We start from the raw sequence: 21,067 nt of genomic DNA, 5'->3' as shown, positions 1-21,067 counted from the left end.
GTTTGATTTGAACTCGAAAGGGGCGCAGTACCTGGACGAAGGCGACACCATCACGCTGACCTACACCGTGACCGTAACGGATGATAATGGCGCAACCGACACGCAAGACGTGGTCATCAGTGTCATTGGTAGCAACGATGCGCCAGTGATTTCGGTTGACGATAATACTGGAAAGATTGAACAAGCAACTATTTCAGAAGACGGTAACAGTGATGTGCCGGCAAACACTGATCCGACTATTATTACTGGTACATTAACTGCTATCGATGTAGACGATGACGCTAGTTCGTTGACCTGGTCGACCACGGGTGAGGCTACTTCTGTTAGTGTGGCTAGTGAGAGTGGAGAAACTTACAGCGACAAAGACTTAACTGCTCTGGGTTCATTCGAGCTTGTTGCAAACGCAGACGGTACTTACAGCTGGAGTTTCGATTTGAACTCTGGAGAGGCGCAGTACCTTAATGAAGGTGATACCGTAACTCTTACATACGCGGTTACAGTAACGGATGATAACAGCGCTTCTGATACTGAGTACGTAACCATTACAATCACTGGTAGTAACGATGCACCAGTCGTGTCTTCTGTTTCTGTCGATTCTTCATCTGAAGCTTCAATTTCAGGCGATGCTAATAGTGGTTACACAATTACTACAGCAGAAGATACATCTGTGCTGGGAAGTGTTGCGGCTACAGATATAGATAGTGGTGATGTGCAAACTTATTCATTTGATAATTTGAGTAATGGATATACTGTTACTGAACAGATAGTTAATGATGTTGTTATCTATACATTAACCACTCCTTCAGGAAGTACGGTTACCTTAAATTCATCAACAGGTGAATATAACTATGAACCAGCAAAAGATTATAGCGGTGATGATGAATCATTCACTGTATTAGTCACTGATTCATATGGTGCAACAGACAGTGTAGTTGTGTCATTAGAGGTTACACCAACAAACGATGCACCAGATGCGATAGACGATACTTATAGTGCTTCCCAAGAGACGGTACTCTTTACTGAATCCTTCGAGGGTATGACGACGCTATCTTCGGGTCGCTGGACTATTCTGTCAAACAGTGAAGTAAAAGATCAGAGTGCGTGGGAATCAACCAACGGTTTAGAAATTCAAAGTAACGGTGTATTGACGGATACTAACGCTAGCGATGGTTCGTATTACGCTGAGCTAGACCCGAATAATAACACGTCAATCAAAACGACAATTGATACCACAGGGCAAGATAGTGTTCGTGTAGAATTTGATTATAACCCTCGCCAAGATGGTAATTCTTCATCGAACATGAGTTTTGCTGTAGGTTCAATTTTAGTCTCCCTGTCAGCGGATGGCACAGTAAGTACTTCTGATGACAGTGTCTCTGTGACTATTGAAGGTCCGGATGCAGATGGTTGGTATCATATCAGTGGTACGTTCCCAGCATCAAGTGACGGAAACACAGATTTAGTTCTATCGGGGGAAGGTAGTAGCGATAGCTATGGTGCGTTAGTTGATAATATCGTTGTTACCGGAATTGTGAATGCTGACCTGACTACGACGGAAGATACTGCCTTAACTATCAGTGCAACTGACCTGCTGGAAAATGATAGTGATCCTGATGGTGATACGTTAACCATTACTTCGGTTAATGCAACTTCAGGTACCCATGGCACAGTAGAGTTAATTGACGGGAAGGTAGTCTACACACCTGAAAGTAATTATAACGGAGTTGCTAGCTTCACTTACACCATTAGTGATGGTCATGGTGGCACTGATACTGCAACAGTAACTGTGAATGTAACTCCTGAAAATGATCCTCCTGTAGCTGAAGACGATGGAAATACTGTCTCTAACGATCAGACAACTGCGGTTGGTAACGTACTGATTAATGATACTGACGTTGACACGCCTCACGAAGATTTGAAGGTTACATCAATCAATTATGATGGTGTTGATTATTCAGTTGATGAAAGTACGGGAGCGACAATCACAACGCCTTCTGGAACTTTGACTATTTATAGCGATGGTAGTTATACGTTTGAGGTTTCCTCTTCCTCAACAACAGACAACATCAATTTATCTGATTATGTTTCTGGGGTTGTATCTAATACTCAAACTACGAACGGTATTGAAGTATATGGATTAACTTCAGGCAGCTATACCTATCAGGTAGATGATGCTGTTTATGTTATCTCTAGTAATGAAACCCTAGAGAACAATGTATCTAGCAATGGCTCTGGAATTGGGGTTAAAGACTCAAATTCAAATGAAAGTAAACTTGACCAAGGTGAATCACTAATCATTCACTTAGATGCTGGCGCCAGTGCTGTCACTGTTGGGTTAAGTGAGGCTGACGACAAGGAAGTAACAATTTCAGTCTTTGATGTAAATGGTAAGCTGATTACGGACTATTCATATGAATACACTTACATAGGAAATAGTCACAATGTGAGTGCTATAACTATTACATCGACTGCTGCCGAAATAGGATACATAGTTTTCGAAGTATCAGATGATCTTAATCGCAACGATAATTCCTATCGATTAGATGGTGATATTGAGATTTCATACTCAGGAACTACCGATTCTCAGTTCGAAGAACAATTCACGTACACCGTAGAAGATGGTGATGGTGGCAGTGACACAGCAACGCTAACCATTAACGGTGAATATCCAGTTGATGATGCGCCTATTATTACATTCGAAAGTGGTCAAGATAGTGCAGTCGTCTCTGAAGAAGGGTTAGCGGCACTTAATGCTCTTCCAGATTCTGAAGGCACATCTGATACAACTAATGCCACAATTGCTAAAGGTACATTTTCTGTCAGTGATGTTGATACAGATAGTGACGATCTATCCGTTTCTCTAATTGCTCCAGATAAGGCTTTATACTCCAATGAAGTCTCTATCGAATGGACTACAGAGAATGGAAACCTAATTGGTAAAGCGGGTGATGAAACAGTAATCGTGATTTCTTTAACCCAAGATTCTTCTGACCCGAGTTCATATAGCTACACTGTGACTCTACTAGGAGCAGTCGATCATTCAGATACAACGACGGAAGATACGTTGTCTTTTGATGTCGGCGTATCTGTTTCAGATGGAACAAATACAGTTAAAGAATCCATAACTGTAACTGTGGAGGATGATTCTCCAGCAACGCCAGAGAATATCGTGGTGAATGCTGTTGAGAATAATGATTCAACGACCGTTTCAATGGGTAGTTATACATTTACTCAGCGACCAAATGAATCTGGATGCCACAATAATAATGCGTATACCTTCTCAGATACCAATACTGGAAGTTCAGTTTATGTTTATGCAGTAGGGTTAGATCGAACTCATCACAATGAGCTGACGTTTTCTTCTAATGGGGGGATGGGAGTTAAGTCATCTTCTTGGGGAGTTAACGATAGAACCGATAGCGAAATTGATTATCAAAATGGTAGCTCTGAAAAGATAGTAATGGATCTTGGTAACAACACTGCGTATGGCATGCAAGTTAGCTTGTCTTACTTCTATTCAAATGAAGGGGAAAAGGGCAAAGTTGTTTTCAAGTTGAATGGTGAAGTTGTCCAAGAAGAAGATTTGGTCGCGACGAGTGGTGACGGTAGCTATTCCGCGACTTTTGATGTTCCAAAAGGTTTTGATGAAGTAATTTTTGAGTCTGTAACGAATGGTAATGGCTGTGGGTCTGATAATAGTGACTACGCTATCAAATCAGTTTCATTCGTTAGTTCAATTGCTGACCCAGTAATTGCCTCTGATGAAGGTACAATCAGTGCAGATTTTGGTGCAGATGGTGCAGGTTCGATTAATTTAACGGGTATTGCTGACACAGATATTAAAACTGCTGCTGGTTTATCAATCAGTCTTGGTTCTACGACGATTGTAGATGGTATCCAAACTCAAGTTTGGGTTGATACCAACGGTGATAAAGTGTTTGAAATCGAACTTGATTCCAGCACTGGTGAATGGTCATTCACTCAGTATATAGAACTAGCTCAGGGTGACAGTGTACAAATTACCTATGATGTAGTGGATGCTGATGGTGATACAGTTTCATCTGTTGCGCCTGATACTGATTCTGGATCGGGTGACAATACTCTGACCTCGGGCTTACTCGGACAATTCTATAATGTAAGCTGTCAACTAGGTACAATTGCTCAAGCTACAGCAGTAATTAATTCTCAGAAAGCGAATGCTGAGTTTATCGCTACAGAAGTTGATTATCATAGCCATATTCAGCAGTTCTCTGATGAAGACCTAGGTGGTTTAGTGGGTAATGATAGTTCTCACTTACAAGAGTGGCTAGGTGATGATTCATCGAGTGTTGAATTCAGTAATAGAACAGATACTAATGATTCTGTTGTAAGACTTTCTGGTGGCGTGGAAATCGCTGCTGGCACTTATACGATGAAGGTCATTGCTGATGATGGTTATCAGATCAAAATTGATGGTGATGTCGTTGCTTCATTTGATAGAAACACGTCGAAGAGAACGGAAGAATTTAGTTTCACTGTAAGTGACGATGGTATCCATACAATTGAAATCATCTATTGGGATCAAGGTGGTGCCTACGTTTTAGACGTATCTATTAGTGATAGTAACGGTGAACATTATGAAACATTGGGCAGTGAAGCATATCCTACTTATTTGCCTGAAGAGACCCCATTTAGTTTCACCGAAGTTTCAACTAACTTGAGTGCCAATATTGCCGCATACCAGACTCATGCTAATGAAGTTGTTTATGGCAATACTAAATTTGGGGATTCAAATGAGGACACACTGACAGGTAGTGGCACTAACGACCATTTGTCGAGTGGCAACTCACAAGACCATCTGTATGGTAAAAGTGGCGACGATTGGCTAGAAGGCGGTGATGGTGACGATTATCTAGAAGGTAATTGTGGCGATGACGTGCTGGATGGAGGTTCGGCACAAGATACAATGTATGGTGGTGCAGGTAGTGATTGGCTGCTTGGGAGGGATGGAGATGACTACCTAAATGGTGGTTCAGGAAATGACCTACTACAAGGTGGCCAAGGTCAGGATAAGTTGTATGGTGACTACGGCAACGATATTTTAATTGGTGATGATGGCGATGATAAGCTGTTTGGTGGTGATGGTAACGATATATTAATTGGTGGGCTTAATCATGACACACTTGTTGGTGGTGAAGGTCACGATTTGTTTGTATTGACAGGCCGACTAGAAAACTCAGATCTGATTGTAGATTTTAATGTTTCAGAAGATGCTATCGATATATCTGATTTACTACACATAGAAAATTCAGGCGATCACAGTGCCGTTCAAGAGTATTTAGACTCAGCAAATTCTTCATTTGCTATTACCGCAAATAATGATGGTTCTGCAACAATCAGCATCGCAGATCAAAATCACATATGGGCCACTTCAGGTAGCTTTGGTGAGGGATCGCAAATTGCGTCTGGTGATATCGTTTCGGTGCTATTCAATAACCAAGAATATAAAGTGACAGTTGATTAACATTGATTGAGCTTTGAATACAAAAAGACCGGAGTTATCTCCGGTCTTTTCATATCTATCTATTAAAAATCAAAACAAATAAGGAAACAGCTTCTTCCTTTCTTCAGGGCTGAGGTTACTTACTCGCTCGATATTGATATCCGGAATAACTTCTGGATTTGGGTAGTGCTTGAGAACCTTTTCCATGCTCTCTTCACGAATAAGGTGGAAGATTGGGTATGGAGAACGGTTGGTTAAGTTTTCCGCGTCTTCGGGATCAGTTCCAGCAAAGTAATAGTCTGGGTGGAACGTCGCCACCTGAAAAACACCTTCCCAATCTTGCTGCTTTATTAATGCTTCAACCCAATCGATAAAAAAGTTGTAGTCGATAAAGTCATTCAACATATTGGGAACAACAACGAGAGTAGTTTCTAACTCGCTAGGTTCTTTTGTATCTAGTTCCAATAACTGGTCTAGGATGTCTTGCAGTAGGTTTTCTTCATTAGCTGCTTCACTGACGTAAATTTTTATCTGTTTATTACGCTGTGGCTTTGCAGCAAAAGGGCAAAGATTTAAACCAATCACTACGTCATTGAGCCATTGGTTGACTTGTTGAGTAATGTTTTGAATATCAGTTGTTGAGCTCATTAATTCGGATATATGTCATAGCTATTATTTGCCGCAAGCATACCACACTTAGTTCGTTGATTGATTAGTGCGTTGAATTGAGCATTGCAGATTGATTCGCTACAGGTAAGCGTGATGTCTGACTTAGCTTCCAACATAAACCAAACATTAATGCGTAGATTGCCAAACCTGCCGTCGCAACCATTGTCCAGCCGCCATGCTGCCAAAAATAGAGTAAGTAGAAGCCACCTAAACTACCGCCAATATAGTAATGAGAAAGATACAAAGCTGTTGCTGTTGCCTTTGCTTCTGTGGCCTTCTGGCTTACCCAAGCATAGGCTAGAGTATGAGTAAAAAAAGCGCCGAAGCTAATCAGCATTAAACCAATAAGCATAAAGGGTATGGAGTCGACAATGGCAACTAACATACCACTAAGGCTGATCACACCACCCAACACCATTCCCGAAATTGGAGGAAAGCGTTTACTCCAATTGGAAGTCAACTTTGAACTTAGCGTTCCTGCTAGGTAACAAACGAAGATCAGAGAAGCTAAACCGATAGGTAAGTTGTATGGTTCGCTGACGAGTCTGAATCCCATAACCGAATACAGGTTTACAAAAAGTGCAAAGTTAGCACCACCGATGAGCATGGCAAACCAGAGTGTTTTGTTTGATAGGTGTTTAATTAGGGCGCGGTTGTGATGGAAGAAAAGACCTTTTTGAGGTTTGAAATTCTTCTGAACGGGCAATAAGACAAGAACTAAGATGGCTCCAAATAGAGTAAAGATAGCCGCAATTATGAGTGCTTCTTTCCAACCTAACGCATCGGTAAGTAAACCACCGAAAATACGTCCGCTGATCCCACCTAAAGAGTTTGCTGCAATATAGCCACCAATCGCTTTACTAAATGCTTGTGGTGATAGCTCTTCAACCATGTAGGCAACTGCGACCGAAGCGAATGCTGCTAATGCAATGCCAAGTAGCGCTCTTGCTGCAACCATAACCCAAAATTCGCCACTGATTAACATAACTAGGCTTATAAAAGGCATGGCGAATAAGCCGAGCAACATAACCTTTCTGCGACCAATCGCTTCTGAAGTAATCGCCCAAGGCACCAAGCATACAGACAGTGCAAAGGTAGATGCTGCAAATAACCAGTTGATTTGTGTTTCAGAAACAGCAAAGTGCTTTGCCATGTAGGGTAACATCGGTTGGAAAAGATAGAGGTTGCAGAATACGAGGAATGAACCAAATGCGAGAGCAAAAGTAACTTTCTTGTATTGCGGACTTTGTAATTCGATCATGACGCTCTCAACACACCAACTGGTGAATAAAACTGGAAGACGCTCACAAATTATCAGTGAAATATAAATTAATAAAATATATTAAAACTATAATCGTAATATAAATAATCAATAGTTAGCCGTTGGTCTGAAAATGGAAACTCGCCATCTCAAATATTTTGTCGCTGTTGCAGAGCAGCAAAGCTTTACTCATGCAGCGAATGCTTTGCATATTGCTCAGCCAGCATTGAGTATTGCCATCAAAAAATTTGAGCAACAGCTTGGGGTAACCCTGTTTAAACGTGATGAAAGGAAAGTTAGCCTGACTCATGAAGGGGAAGTATTGCTTGAACACGCTTTGCGGATATTACGACAGCTAGAAGACGCTCAATTGGCTGTGGACGAATTGAAAGGTCTGGTGAAGGGGGAAGTTAGGCTTGGAACTCCCAGCATGATGGGGTCGTATTTCTTTCCAGAGATCATCATGGCGTTCAAAAGCTATTTTCCTAACCTGAAGATGACCATGGTGGAGGCGGGTACGCAATCAATACGTAAAATGCTACTTTCAGGCGAACTTGATATAGGCGTTATTCTCAATCATGACCTACCGCCGGACTTGGAAGTAGACCCGCTATTATCGTCGCAAATGGTTGCCGTAGTGGGTAAAGACCATGAGTTTGCGGATAAGAAAAAAATCGAGTTTGAAGAGTTTTTTAAACATGAGTTGGTGATGTTTAAACCGGGCTATTTTCACCGTGACTTCATCGACAACACATGTAAAGAACACAAATTAACAGCCAATATTTCGTTTGAAACCAACCTGCTGCCAATGATTCTGAGTATTGTGAAGCACGAGTACGCCATTACTGCGTTGCTTGAGCTGGTGACTGACCACGAACCAGAAGTTCGGGCAATACCCTTTAATCCACCGGTTTATCTTGATTTGGCACTAGCTTGGCGAAAAGAAGGTTACTTGTCTAATGCGGACAGAACCTTTATTGAGTTCGTGAAAAAGTACGTCTAGTCTAACCAAGCAGGCTTAGCCTTTTCCGTACATGCGGTCAAAGTTATTTGGATTCCAGCCAATCATTACGCGATCACCAATTTTCAATACAGGAACGCTGCGAGCGCCCATTGCATCGAGTTCTTTACGACCACGTTCCATTTTCGCATTACACAAGCGGTACTTTATGCCTTTAGAATCAAGGTATCGCTGTGCATCTTTGCAATGTGGACATTTGTCTTTGACGTATAAAACAACTCGTTTCATTGTATTAACTCTGTTCGTAAAGTGGCTTAGGTAACATGAAATAGAAAGCGGCAAAGTGTACCTATACTCATCTAGCGATGCAAACTCATAAACAGATACGTTACAGCTTGCCTAATACGTGAATCATGCACGAGTTTCAGCTAAACTGTGCGGCTTCGTTTTAAGGCTTTCAATAAATACGCATGAATTCAGTACTCAGATACATTCAAGGTTATCCTGCTCATATTGTCGAGTCAGTCCAGAAACTGGTTGATTCCGATAAGCTCATTCCATGGTTTGAGCAGCGTTACCCTGACCGTCATTCAATTCAAAGTGAAAAGGCACTGTTTGAATATACGATGGCGATTAAAAATCAGTATATGAAGAAGACCGCGCCTTTAAGTAAAGTGGTTTATGACAGCAAAATACACCTAATAAATAACGCGCTTGGACTTCATACCTACGTATCGAAAGTACATGGCAATAAAATCAAGTCTAAGAACGAGATTCGCATTGCTAGTATGTTTAAGAATGCACCAGAGCCTCTATTACGTATGCTGGTGATTCACGAACTGGCACATCTGCGAGAAAAAGATCACAACAAGTCTTTCTATCAGCTTTGCTGTCATATGGAACCCAATTACCACCAGTATGAATTGGATGCGCGTATTTACATGATGGTTTTAGAATTAAGCCGAGGTAACAACGGATGAACAATAAACCAAGTACGGGTAAAGCTCGCAGCAGTGTGCCAAACAACAAACCGTCAGCTGCAAAACTTGGTCGAAACAAAGGGGGCTCTTCAAATCAGTCTTCTAAGCCCAAAGCAAAGGTTCATTCACAATTGAGTGTGCAGAAAACATCATCGACTAAGCCAAAGCCAGCGGTAAATTCAGCGCAGTCAACGAAAGGCAAAGAGGGATTACACAATAGGAATCGCCATAAAGGTAACTACGATTTTATGGCGCTGTGTAAAGTGCTACCTGAGTTAAAACCGCATCTGATTAAGAATCCTAAAGGTGATTGGAGTATTGCTTTCTCAGATCCAATCGCAGTGAAACTATTGAATAAGGCTCTGTTAGCTCTTCATTACGGTGTCACGTTCTGGGATATTCCAAAAGGTTACTTGTGTCCACCCATTCCGGGGCGTGCCGACTACATTCACCGTGTTGCGGATCTTCTGCAATCAGAGAACAAATTACTCAAACAAAGCCGAGTTCGCGCTTTAGATATTGGTGTAGGCGCTAACTGTATTTATCCAATTATTGGTGTGGCAGAGTATGGATGGAACTATGTCGGCAGTGATGTCGATCCAGTATCGGTAAAGCAAGCGAACAATATTGCCCAATACAATGACAATTTGCGCGGGCGCATTGAGTGTCGTTTGCAGGGAGATAGCAAATCGATATTCGCTGGCATAATCCAGCCGAATGAAAAATACGATGTGACTACGTGTAATCCGCCTTTTCATGCTTCATTAGCAGAAGCGGAGCAGGGAACGCAGCGCAAGTTAAAAAATCTTCAAGCCAATAAGAAGAAAAAAGGATTAGTTAGCCAGCCGATGAACTCAAAGCAAGGTGAAAGTACGACGCTTAATTTCGGTGGGCAAAAGGCGGAGCTTTGGTGCTCAGGTGGTGAAGCTGAATTTATTAAAAACATGGCGTTTGAAAGTCAACAATTTGCGGAGCAGGTTCTTTGGTTTACTACTTTGATATCGAAAAGTGAAAACGTACGCTGGATGAAAAAACAACTTCAGAAAGTGGGCGTGGAGTCGATAAAAGTAGTAGAGATGCAGCAAGGACAAAAGATAAGTCGTTTTATTGCTTGGACTTTTCAAAATGTTGAGCAGCGCAAGCTGTGGTTACAAAGTAAGTGCTAATCTAACCGTAGTGGGATTGACCTACTGAATGAGAAACTGAGGAGGTAAGCATGGACATTGTGTTCTTTCAACCTTGCCAACCCGATTGGATATGTAAGCCATTCCTAAGTGTGTTCTCATTGTTACTGATTGTTGGATTGGTTCTCTTTATTCGCATTGTTTATCGCGAATATCTCAAGATAAAGCGAGTTAAGAAGGTGCGACGTCTACGTCGAGTTCATTATCGCGATAGAAAAGGCGGCAATAGCAGCCGCCCTAATAATGCAAAGTAGTGACAGCATTACTGCTGTTTCAGTAGTGCCAAATACTTCTGTTCTAATCTCGAGTTGCCTGCTCGTCGTTCTAAATTTGCTAGTAATTGCAATGATGCTTTCTGATAGCCGTGTGTTTGATGAAACTGCATTAGTCTTACTCGCGCTTTAGAAAAATCACCTGAATCTATTTCTAGTTTCGATAATTGTAATATCGAGCGAAAACGCTGTGGGTCGTGATCGATGGCTCGGCTGAAGTACTTTTTCGCTTTGCTCAAATTGCCGTATTTTATGGCGCATAGTCCCGCGTTTTCATAGCTTTCTGCAACCAAGTAATAATACGGTTGTTCGACGGCCTGATTGAAATACTTGTCGGCTTGGTGATATTCGCCAATTTTACAGAGAAATGCACCGTAGTTATTAAGCACTTGACCGTTATCGTCGTGTTCACTTAATGCATCTTCATAGGCTTCATGAGCTTTTTCTGTTTCCCCCACAACGTCGTAATAGTGAGCTATAGCAAGCATTGCGCGGTAATATTCCGGAGCATGTTCTAACGCTTTTTCGAGATTCTCTCTTGCTTTAGACATGTTCCCATTCTCCAAATAGCCTAAGCCTAGCGTGATCCTAGATTCGGCTTTTTCGATAGGGTCACTATCTAGTTGGTGGCTCTCTTCTTGTTCAAACGTCATGCAGCCTAATAAAGAAAACGATAACAAAACGATGAGTACGTATTTCATTCACTTACTCCCTGGATTTTTGAAAGTATGATAATGAAATCAGTTGATTATCGAAGTTGTGGCTAAATTTTATGCGACAGATTTTGCATATTCACCGTTAATTTCATACTCAAATTGGTGAATAAAAAAGCCCATCAGTAATTGGTGGGCTTAACATCTTGCTCTAGGCTCTATTATTACTAATCGTCTTTAGTAAATTTGTCTTCGCTGAAGTGTTCCAAATCAAACGGAGTTTGTTGGTAAACACAGTAGTTGAGCCAGTTGGCAAAGAGTAGGTGACCGTGACTACGCCAGCTTGCTCTCGGCTGATTATCTGGATTGTCATTTGGGTAGTAATTCACTGGAATCATAGGTTCCATTCCTTCCCCTAAATCACGTACGTACTCATTGTGAAGAGTATTGGCATCGTATTCAGGATGACCAGTGACAAATACATTACGTTTGTCTTTGGTTGATGCCAAGTACACCCCAGCTACGTCAGAAGTCGCAAGGATGTCTAGATCGGTATGCTCACCCAAATAATCCGCATCGAAATCAGCATAACGAGAGTGCGGAGCCAAAAACGTATCATCGAATCCACGCAGAATAGGGTGGAACGGTTGATGGATATCGTGATGGTACACGCCCGATAGTTTTTCTTTACGCGTTCTTTTAGGCAGGTTGTACAACAACTTCAAACCCGCTTGTGCAGCCCAACAGACATAAAGTGTTGACGTTACGTGATGTTTTGCCCAAGTCATAATGGTTTGTAAGTGATCCCAATATGCTACATCTTCAAACTGAACCAGACCTAATGGTGCACCTGTGATGATCAAGCCATCGAAGTTACGGTCCTTAATTTTGTCGAATTGACGGTAGAAGGCATTAAGGTGTTCTTCAGGCGTATTTTTGCTTGGACGATCGTCAATGCGCAGCAGCTCAATATCCAATTGAAGAGGAGAATTGGAGAGTAGACGTAGAAATTGAGTTTCAGTCTCAATCTTTTTCGGCATCAGATTCAAGATCAAAACTTTAAGTGGGCGGATTTCCTGCGTTGACGCACGAGACTCTGGCATCACGAAGATGTTCTCATTTCGCAGTACATCACTTGCAGGTAGTTGATCGGGGATCCTAATAGGCACAGCTTTCTCCCTTAGCTAATATTTTGGACGTCTATACATCTAGACTTATAGCCTAACTATTCGCATATGTCGATAGCAAAATGCAGGCTGACCGAAATTAAGTTAATATTCGCGTTCACCATGGCTATTTCATCATCTTATATTCCACAAAAAGGCTCTCAATGCTGACACTCACCCTTATCCGTGGTTTACCTGGTTCCGGTAAATCAACTTTAGCAAAAACACTCAAAGGTGTGCATTTAGAGGCGGATATGTACTTTGTGAACTCGAATGGAGAGTACCAGTATCGCCCAGAAGCCATTGGAGATGCTCATCAGTGGTGCCAGAATCAAACGGATTATTGGTTGAAGCAGGGGGAAAACGTCGTTGTTTCAAATACTTTTGTGAAGCATTGGGAGATGAGCGTGTATAAGAAATTAGCCAGAAAATACAAAGCTAAGCTAATCATTATTGTTTGCCGCGAATCTTATGGGAATATCCACGGCGTAGACGAAGATGTCATAGAAAGGATGAGAAAAGACTGGCAAGAATAAGCGACCAGTCTCTTCGTTACTTAGCTGCAATAGCACCTTTAACACTTCTCACATACTGTGTTTTTCTCATTTGCCACCAAGCCAATAGTAGCCAGAAAATGACCTGTCCCCAAAGTAAAGTCCACTGTGGCGCAATCTGATACCACTCCGCATCCATCTGATTGAGCGCTAAGAAACCTTGAATCGCAGGTGTACTTGGAAAAAGTTTCGATGCCCAAACGATGGGTTGAGGTATTGCTTCCACTGGCCATATAAAACCGGCAGAAAAAATCAAAGGCATTGAACTCAACAATACGACTAAGGTTACCAATTCTCGTCTTGGTGTAACTGCACCGAGCCATATTCCAATAAAGCAAGAAGATAACAAAAACGGTAGCAGCAGAGTCAGTAGCTCTGTCGCATGCGCAAGAGTATTGACAGCATGTAAGTTAAAGCTAGCGCCGAAGTAATACATACTCAGCAGATAATAAATGGGGATGAGCACAACACTTCGCAACGCAATGAGTTTGATGCTCGAAAGGTGGCTCCAGTAACCATTTCCATGCTTTTGTGTCCCTACCATCATGCCAGAAGCAATCAACATCGTTTGTTGAAGTATCAGTACGAAAACTGCTGGCACTACGTAATCGACATAACCCATACGAGCATTAAATGTTGGCTTGAGGTTTTGCCCAGTAGGAGAGTAATGTTTTGACGCTAGAGATAGTGGTTCTCCATCAACCAATAAGCGAGCAACTTTGGTTTTAGCCGCTAATGTCCCCCCCGCCTGAGCGAGCCCTTCAACTAATGTTCCGTAAACTAAGAAATAGGAAGCATCACCTGCATAGGCAAGGGTGGTGCTTTTACCCAACATTAGGTCTTTGTAGAAATGTTCTGGGATGACCAGAATGCCGCTGACTTCTTTGTTTAAAAAAGCCATCTTCGCATCTTCAATTGTGGAACTTCGTTGTACCACTTTAACTTGTGGAGTTGCATCAACCATACGTTCTAATTGATAGCTAGCCTGGCTCTTATCCAAATTCACGATAGTAAGAGTTTGTTCTCTCGGAGTTTGATGGCTGTACGGAAGCGGGTACAAAAACGAATAAAATACCACGCCGCCAAAGACAGTAAGAACAACCACGGGGTTAGTGAAAAGTGCTTTTAGTTCAGCTTTGAATAAGTTAAACCAACCCATGTTTGCACCTCATTTTCTCTTCTGCTTTTAGGTGTTTTTTAAGCAGTAACAGAGTTAATCCCAGTGGAGCAAGATACCCCAACATTGGCAACAAAGACGCGAGTGAATGATAGGCATCAAGACCGTAACTGGCTTGACTGACTTGCACATCAATGTAATGACTCACAGGTAGTAAACTACGCCAGAATTGAGCCAATGTACCCATATCGCTGGTTGGAAACGTAATGCCCATAAAGGCAAAGCTAGGCGCTGTGTAGGCTGCGGCAAAACTCATCGCTCTAGCAGGATCGAGTGAAATAAAGAAAAACAGTGAGCCCATAATCATACAGGCGATGATGGTAAACCACTGAGCAACGAGAATCGTCGATATCTGACCGTGCATCGGCCAGTCTAATCCTTGATAGAACCAAGTAAGAAATCCTGCTCCCTGCAGTGCGAAGACCACAGAATATGGCGCAAGCGTTGCTGCTAACTGAGATAGAGGGTTCGGTCTCGCCCACATCGCTAATCCATATGTTCGGTGATTGGCCGTTAATATCATAATGGTGGTGACTACCATAGCGATTTGCCAAATAGCAGGCACAACAGCAGAAACAAGAAACTGAGCGTAGTTGGTATTTTTATTAAATAGAGGTGTTATTTGTGTGCGTATTGGCACCACGTGACTCATTGCACCAAGGGTAGTTTGCTGACCTTTGGCGAGGGTTTTCACGACTTCGATTTGCGCATTAAAAGTCGATTGAGCTTGCACAACCGCAGAGTTGATTAACCTTCCTACCAATATCATTTGGCTGTTAAAAAAGGTTGTTACTTGTGGCTGCTCTCCCCGATAAATAGATTTATCAAACTGACTTGGTATGACGACGTAAGCGTATATCTCGGTTGCTTTTAAATCCTCGCTGGCTTCAGCTACGTTTGCATAGCTGCGAATGACAGAGAGGGTGGAGGTTGCGTCAAATTCTCTCGTTAACTGACGAGATAAACGACTGTTAGATAAGTCCACTACGCCAATCGGTAGATCGCGAACAATCGCTTGCGAGAAAATCCACCAGATTGTTACAACCAGTGCAATAGGAATCCACGTTAGACACGAAAGCAGCCATCGATCTCTACGAAGTATTTGCCACTGAGAAGTGGCAACAGGTGAGGACGCAGAGGTTGAAACATCAGCGTGTTTCATCATTAAAGCTCTACCACCACGCTCATTCCCATACGTAAGCCTTCAATAGGCTCAACTGGGCGAGCTTCTACTTCAAAAGTACGCAGGTCGAAACCTTGTGTCGCATCGGTAGAACGCCAAGTTGCAAAATCGCCCATGACTGCAATATGAGTCACTTTGAATTGAAGTGTTTTGTTGAGTGCAGGAACTAATGCATTGAATTGTGCATCTTTCGGGAAGTGGCTGAGCAAGTCTTCACGAACATTCAGTACAACCCAAGAATCTTGCGTATCTACCACAGTTACAACAGGGAAACCTTGTGGAGCAAGCTCGCCGCTTTGCATAAGCACTTGTGCAACTTCACCGTCAAACCAGCTAGATATCTGAGTATCAGCGGCATATGCCTCTACTTCGGCAACTGCACCTTCAGCCATACGAACTTTCTCTGCTGCCGCTTGCTTGGTTTCTTCACGCGCCCCTTCTTGCGCCATGTTATACATTTGCAAAGCTGAGCTTTCAGTGTATTTTGCGGCTTGCCATTGCGTTAACGCTTCATCATTTTTCTGCTCAGCGACCACACCGTCTTTATATAAGTTATTGACACGTAAATATGTCTTCTCAGCTAATTGAGACGCCGCACGAGCTTTTAACCATTGGTCCTTTGCTGCCTGAATTTGTTGCTCTCGAGCTCCATTTTCTGCCTCTTGCGCGAGCGCGCCAGCGGCTTTTTTTCCAGCTATAGCTTGGTCAAGCTTGGCTTCGATTTCTGGGCTGTGAATGGTGAAAATAAGTTGTCCTTTTTCGACCATGTCTCCTTTTCGCACATACACTTGATCAATTCGTCCCGGCACTTTTGACGAAATGCTGTATTGCTGCGACTCAATCTGACCTTGCAAATGAATAGGCTTAGGTTGATACGCTTTATAGAAGCCATAACCGACCCATGAAACTACTGCTAGGGCAGAAAGAGCAACTAATGTCGTTTTTACAGCTTTCATGATGGATCCTTTTCATTCGCAATAGATTTTGAATCAGTACTCGGTTTTGAATCAGCATTGGTCAGAGGAATGGCTGATTTCTTATAGGTATCAAACGTGTCCATTTCGCTAGTCAGAGCGAGTAACTTATTCAGTGATATAAGGTAATTAAAGCTTGCTACATATTGCTGAGTTTTAATGCTTGCCAGATACAGTTCGGCATCGACAACGTCAACAGAGGTCGATAAACCTTGAGCGAAAGCTTTTTGTCGAAGCTTGAGATTTTCCTGCGCAAGATTAAGGCTGGAACTGAGCCCAGTGACTTCTTCAAGTGCTTGCTCCGCCTCGAGATAGGTTTTCTTTACTAACACTTGCAAGTCTTGTCGAGCTTGAGCCTTTAGGTATTTCACTTGTGATACGGCACTTTGTGCTGCTTTCATCTGATCGCTACGCCCGGTGTTTTCCAGCAAAGGAACACTGACACCGATACCGACTAACCAATCAGGGGTCATTTGGCTTGCAAGTGAATCATCTTCATAAAGGCTGTAATCGCCGTAAAGATAGACTTCAGGATAATACTTACCTTTCTCTGCATTAATTAAACTGCTGGCTTGCTTTTCCTTGGCATCAAGCAAATTTAAACCTGGATAAGTATTAAGGGTTTGATCGACAAAGGCGCTCATAGGCGGCAGACTTTGGTTGATAAATAACACACCATCTGGCTCGACTTGTGTTGTTTGCCCCAGAATTTCGGTTAAAGCGCTTTGTGCAATATCGAGGTCTTTTTGCGCCTTTTTGCGTTCAACCGCGGCTTTGTCTAGTGAAGCATCGGCCTGAAGTCTTTCCACGTGCGCAATTTGTCCCTGTTGCTCAAGCTTAACGGCATTATCCCTGTGCTTCGCCAATCCGGCTTCGACGGAAGAACGCGTCTCGAGTACTTGTTGAGCTAATACGACGCTGAAATAGTACTTGGCCAGGTCTTCATAGCGAGCTTGAGTTTCCATCGCGAGTTGGCTTTGTGCTTCTTCTTTCTGACCCTGCGCAGCGTTTTGCGCGGCGGAAATACGACCGCCAGTGAAAATAGGCCAAACCGCTCTAATAGAAGAGCTGAATATGTCTCGTTCAGTGACTGTCGAAGTAATAGAACCAATAGAGCTAAGCAATGCGGCAGGAAGAGGTACGGTTTGTCCTGTGCTTTCCATGATTTGCTGTCCTGAGAGCGTAATGTCTCGATCAAGACGAGTATAATTCGCACCTACACTTATGGATGGTAAATTGAGGCTACCTTTAGAATTCGTAAGATGTTCATAACGCTCTACATTGGCACGTTCTGCGGCAAGGGAATTATTGTTCTGTTGAAGAATTTCCCAAGCTTGTTGAAACGAAATTGGCGCAGAATAAGCAGTTTGAATACCAAGCAAAGAGCACACAAAAAGAGCGACGGTTTTTGTCTTCATGTTTAGCTCAGTCATAAATAATAATTAGAGCTTATGCTCTAATTATTTGTCTGTTAAGTCAACGGGTTTTATAGAACCCTGTACTTAAGTAAGAATAGCTGCTCTACAGAAAACGAAACAGCTATTGTTAGAAAGGGCAGTTGTTAGAAATGACAATTATTAAAAATGACGATATTTAAAAATGATGGTCAGAGGGGCAAAAGTAATCTGCACGCCACACGAGCTTTTTGGTGCTTTGCATCGTGCTTAATAATTCTCTGCCTGACATTTGAGGAAAAGATAGAAGCACTAACATCTCTTCTACGCATGCGTCATATGGATCGTAAGCTCTTACGTGCGTGAATGTTGAAGACAGCTGTTCAGATAACATATCTTTAGAAAGGCATATCCCTAAGTCGTCCCGTTCCATAAATTTACTTCCTTCAAAACATAGCCCCATCAAACATAAGAGCTCTAAATTCTAAAAAAAAGTGTTCACCGTAAAGTCACACAAAATAATGCTAGCCAAATAAATAGTCATACTTGTCTAATAATTATACAGCTCGATTTTTCATTCTGTCGAAGTAAAGCTTTCCCGCACTCTGTGACTTCTGCCAAATTTAGAAGATGTAATTAAACTTTATTACTAGCTCTTTGGGGGTAGGTCTAGATTCTTTCTTAGCGCTAATAATATTAGCTTTTTTATAGCGATAAGTTGTTCACACTATTCGTTACCTATTTAGCTTCGATGTTAATTAAGTGTTACTTTCAGCGCGGAGGTGAGACATGACTTGGAACAGCATCAGCTTTCGTAAACGCTTGTTAATCATAATGACGTTGTCAGGTTTGATTGAACTGCTACTTTTGGTTGCAGCGGGTTTTGCATACGTGAAACATAGCCAAGAAGAAGAAGTCGGATTGAAAGCATTAGGGGTAGCTTCGTTTCTTGCTCAATCACCAAACGTTATCAATATGCTTCAAACCGGACATGCGACGTTAGAACAACAAGAGCGATTCCGAGATCTCACACAGCTGATCGGTGCTGCTTTTATCTCTATAGGTGATAAGCAAGGTATTCGTCTTGTCCATCCGCTTGATGAACGTATTGGTGAGCCAATGGTTGGTGGTGATAATTACCGAGCCTTGGTCGCTGGAGAGTCTTATGTTTCATACGCCAAAGGATCATTGGGTAAGTCGGTTCGAGGCAAATCAGCCATTAGAGATGAGAGCGGACAAATCATAGGTGTTGTCTCTGTCGGGTACCTGATTGAGCGACTACAAAATCGAATAGAACCTTTTTTGATGTATTTGACGGGTATGGCTTTGCTTGTTGTGGCAGCAAACGTTGTTGTCTCTAATTATGCTTCTCGTCGTTTCCAAAAGGCAATTTTGGGTTTCGAGCCAGAAGAAATCGGTCGCCTCTATGTCGAGCTTGATGTGACGATGAGTACCATCAAAGAAGGTATTTTAAGCATTGATTCAAAGGGATATCTACGTTCAATAAACAAGAGTGCCTGTGAGATTTTAGGATTAGATAAAGATCTGGCGTTAAATCGTTTATTAACGGACTCTCTGCCTGACAGTGACCTTTATACGGTTTTGGAAACCGGAGAAACGGATAAAGATATCGAGTTGTACCTGAATAACCAAAGGCTAATAGCAAACCGAAGTGCCATTATCGTTGATGGAGAAGTTGTTGGAGCAGTATCCAGTTTCCGTTTGAGGGATGAAATTAACGATCTTACGGAACAACTATCACAAACAAAAGAATATGCAGAGATGCTTCGTTCTCAAACTCACGAACACCGCAATAAACTGAATACGATTAGTGGCTTAGTTCAAATGGGCGAACTTGAAGCGGTGCAACAATTGATAGGTCAGGAAACGGCTCTCTATCAAAACTTAATCGAATTTTTACGTGAGACCGTCAAAGATCCACTCATAGCGGGGTTGCTACTTGGTAAAACAGAAAGAGCCAGAGAGCTTGGTCTTGAACTCTTTGTTGAACAAGGCTCCAAACTAGAGAATCTACCAGACCACATCAAAGCTGAAGATATTGTTACCGTGTTGGGTAACTTAATTGATAACGCCTTTGATGCTTGCTTGAGCTCAATACGAAGTGGCACTTATATTTCGCCTGATCGCCGTGTGATTCAGGTTTCCATCAGCGACTATGGTCATGAATTGATTTTGGAAGTTGAAGATCAAGGTTGTGGTTTGCCTGAAGGCTTGACTCAGGAGCAACTGCTTCAGAAAGGTGTATCCAGTAAAGCTAAACACAACAGGGGAGTTGGATTGTACTTGGTTAAACAGCTTACCGAGCGTTATCTCGGGCAAGTCGAAATGGCTGCAAATAAACCGTTCGGTACTCGTATTACCGTTTATTTACCAAAGGAACAGCAATGAACACTCGAGTTTTGATCGTCGAAGATGATGTCGCCATAGCTCAGCTTCATAATAAATATCTGGATAAAATCGAAGGTTTTGAAGTGGTCGGTATTGCTACCAGCCAGGCAGAAGCTGAGATGCAGCTAGACGTTCTTAAACCAGATTTAGTTCTTTTGGATGTTTATCTACCTGATGGTACGGGGTTAGACATCATTCAACGTATGAGAGGCCAGAACGACAGTTGCGACGTTATTTTGATTACTGCTGCTAGGGAAGTTGAAACATTGCAACAAGCAATGAGAGGTGGTGTTGTTGACTATCTTTTGAAGCCAGTGATATTCCCTCGTCTAGAAGCGGCACTTAGCAAGTACCGTATTAGGCAAGCGGAGTTGGGTAAGCTCGCTGATTTGGACCAATCACTCGTCGACAAAATGATGAAGGCAAATATAGGCGATGAACCTAAACAGTACCGTCTTCCTAAAGGTATTGATTCGGTTACTTTAGATAAAATTCGTTATTTATTTCAAACGCCTACCAGTTTGACGGCTGATGAGGCCGGAGAGAAAATCGGAGCGAGTCGAACTACGGCAAGGCGTTACCTTGAGTATCTTATTAGCACTGGAGAATTACTCGCGGATCTCAAGTACGGCACAGTTGGAAGACCTGAACGCAGCTACAAGAAGTTTGTACGCTAAGGTCTAATTGTTCTGCAATATCTTGATAACCATCTAAAGTAAAAGAAGCCACTAAGCAAAATTTTGCCTCA

Annotated in this window: 18 protein-coding genes; 8 read left to right on the top strand and 10 right to left on the bottom strand. The window is 42.3% G+C overall.

Annotated features, from left to right (window positions below; all coding sequences use genetic code 11):
* A partial coding sequence (locus ACOSVQ_RS09730) for a cadherin-like domain-containing protein (RefSeq protein WP_491982386.1) occupies positions 1 to 5,503 on the top strand: 5,503 nt, incomplete at its 5' end.
* 69 nt (positions 5,504 to 5,572) lie between these two features.
* Here ACOSVQ_RS09730 and ACOSVQ_RS09725 read toward each other — a convergent pair.
* Together ACOSVQ_RS09725 and ACOSVQ_RS09720 are read right to left on the bottom strand one after the other, a co-directional pair.
* Positions 5,573 to 6,130, bottom strand: a complete 558-nt coding sequence (locus ACOSVQ_RS09725; RefSeq protein ID WP_491982385.1) for a DUF1415 domain-containing protein — start codon at positions 6,128 to 6,130, stop codon at positions 5,573 to 5,575.
* A 64-nt stretch (positions 6,131 to 6,194) separates the two neighbouring features.
* Entirely contained in the window at positions 6,195 to 7,412 is a 1,218-nt protein-coding gene (locus ACOSVQ_RS09720; protein ID WP_491982384.1) for an MFS transporter, read from the bottom strand.
* 133 nt (positions 7,413 to 7,545) lie between these two features.
* Between ACOSVQ_RS09720 and ACOSVQ_RS09715 the strand changes: the two genes are divergently transcribed.
* Positions 7,546 to 8,415: a LysR family transcriptional regulator gene (locus ACOSVQ_RS09715; RefSeq protein ID WP_491982383.1), complete on the top strand. Its 870-nt coding sequence runs from the start codon at positions 7,546 to 7,548 to the stop codon at positions 8,413 to 8,415.
* A gap of 15 nt (positions 8,416 to 8,430) precedes the next feature.
* Here the strand turns inward: ACOSVQ_RS09715 and ACOSVQ_RS09710 are convergent, their stop codons facing one another.
* Positions 8,431 to 8,661 (bottom strand): glutaredoxin family protein, encoded by a 231-nt coding sequence (locus ACOSVQ_RS09710; protein ID WP_042488833.1) that lies wholly within the window; start codon positions 8,659 to 8,661, stop codon positions 8,431 to 8,433.
* A gap of 182 nt (positions 8,662 to 8,843) precedes the next feature.
* Between ACOSVQ_RS09710 and ACOSVQ_RS09705 the strand changes: the two genes are divergently transcribed.
* From ACOSVQ_RS09705 to ACOSVQ_RS09695, 3 genes are read left to right on the top strand one after another with little or no spacing between them, the layout of a single operon-like run.
* Positions 8,844 to 9,353 carry a M48 metallopeptidase family protein gene (locus ACOSVQ_RS09705; protein WP_491982382.1) on the top strand — a complete coding sequence of 170 codons (510 nt, stop codon included), beginning with the start codon at positions 8,844 to 8,846 and terminating at the stop codon, positions 9,351 to 9,353.
* Positions 9,350 to 10,519 carry a 23S rRNA (adenine(1618)-N(6))-methyltransferase RlmF gene (gene rlmF / locus ACOSVQ_RS09700; protein ID WP_491982381.1) on the top strand — a complete coding sequence of 390 codons (1,170 nt, stop codon included), beginning with the start codon at positions 9,350 to 9,352 and terminating at the stop codon, positions 10,517 to 10,519. The genes ACOSVQ_RS09705 and rlmF overlap by 4 nt, the downstream gene beginning before the upstream one ends.
* 50 nt (positions 10,520 to 10,569) lie before the next feature.
* Positions 10,570 to 10,791, top strand: a complete 222-nt coding sequence (locus ACOSVQ_RS09695) for a hypothetical protein (RefSeq protein ID WP_165311180.1) — start codon at positions 10,570 to 10,572, stop codon at positions 10,789 to 10,791.
* An 8-nt stretch (positions 10,792 to 10,799) separates the two neighbouring features.
* Here the strand turns inward: ACOSVQ_RS09695 and pilW are convergent, their stop codons facing one another.
* Together pilW and metA are read right to left on the bottom strand one after the other, a co-directional pair.
* Entirely contained in the window at positions 10,800 to 11,510 is a 711-nt protein-coding gene (pilW, locus tag ACOSVQ_RS09690; RefSeq protein WP_491982380.1) for a type IV pilus biogenesis/stability protein PilW, read from the bottom strand.
* A 179-nt stretch (positions 11,511 to 11,689) separates the two neighbouring features.
* Positions 11,690 to 12,631 (bottom strand): homoserine O-succinyltransferase MetA, encoded by a 942-nt coding sequence (gene metA, locus ACOSVQ_RS09685; protein WP_491982379.1) that lies wholly within the window; start codon positions 12,629 to 12,631, stop codon positions 11,690 to 11,692.
* A gap of 161 nt (positions 12,632 to 12,792) precedes the next feature.
* Between metA and ACOSVQ_RS09680 the strand changes: the two genes are divergently transcribed.
* Positions 12,793 to 13,164: an ATP-binding protein gene (locus tag ACOSVQ_RS09680; RefSeq protein WP_491982378.1), complete on the top strand. Its 372-nt coding sequence runs from the start codon at positions 12,793 to 12,795 to the stop codon at positions 13,162 to 13,164.
* Positions 13,165 to 13,180: 16 nt separating this feature from the next.
* Here the strand turns inward: ACOSVQ_RS09680 and ACOSVQ_RS09675 are convergent, their stop codons facing one another.
* From ACOSVQ_RS09675 to ACOSVQ_RS09655, 5 genes are all read right to left on the bottom strand, one after another.
* A complete protein-coding gene (locus ACOSVQ_RS09675; protein ID WP_491982377.1) occupies positions 13,181 to 14,341 on the bottom strand; it encodes an ABC transporter permease in 1,161 nt (386 codons plus the stop codon).
* The gene (locus ACOSVQ_RS09670) at positions 14,328 to 15,521 is read right to left on the bottom strand and encodes an ABC transporter permease (RefSeq protein WP_491982390.1); all 1,194 of its coding nucleotides are present in this window, start codon (positions 15,519 to 15,521) and stop codon (positions 14,328 to 14,330) included. The genes ACOSVQ_RS09675 and ACOSVQ_RS09670 overlap by 14 nt, the downstream gene beginning before the upstream one ends.
* Before the next feature lie 2 nt (positions 15,522 to 15,523).
* A complete protein-coding gene (locus ACOSVQ_RS09665) occupies positions 15,524 to 16,498 on the bottom strand; it encodes an HlyD family secretion protein (protein WP_491982376.1) in 975 nt (324 codons plus the stop codon).
* On the bottom strand, positions 16,495 to 17,934 hold the full coding sequence (locus tag ACOSVQ_RS09660; RefSeq protein WP_491982375.1) for a TolC family protein: 1,440 nt from the start codon (positions 17,932 to 17,934) through the stop codon (positions 16,495 to 16,497). The genes ACOSVQ_RS09665 and ACOSVQ_RS09660 overlap by 4 nt, the downstream gene beginning before the upstream one ends.
* Before the next feature lie 175 nt (positions 17,935 to 18,109).
* Positions 18,110 to 18,343, bottom strand: coding sequence for a hypothetical protein (locus ACOSVQ_RS09655; RefSeq protein WP_491982374.1), 234 nt, complete (start codon positions 18,341 to 18,343; stop codon positions 18,110 to 18,112).
* 356 nt (positions 18,344 to 18,699) lie between these two features.
* Here ACOSVQ_RS09655 and ACOSVQ_RS09650 point away from each other — a divergent pair, with 356 nt between their 5' ends.
* Together ACOSVQ_RS09650 and ACOSVQ_RS09645 are read left to right on the top strand one after the other, a co-directional pair.
* Positions 18,700 to 20,319: an ATP-binding protein gene (locus ACOSVQ_RS09650; RefSeq protein ID WP_491982373.1), complete on the top strand. Its 1,620-nt coding sequence runs from the start codon at positions 18,700 to 18,702 to the stop codon at positions 20,317 to 20,319.
* Entirely contained in the window at positions 20,316 to 20,996 is a 681-nt protein-coding gene (locus tag ACOSVQ_RS09645; protein ID WP_491982372.1) for a response regulator, read from the top strand. Before ACOSVQ_RS09650 ends, ACOSVQ_RS09645 begins: the two co-directional genes overlap by 4 nt.
* Positions 20,997 to 21,067: the final 71 nt, after the last annotated feature.

Source organism: Vibrio sp. HM8-C, from assembly GCF_058630515.1.
Note: the sequence above shows the minus strand (reverse complement) of the source record. Positions and strands in the feature narration are given on the sequence as shown.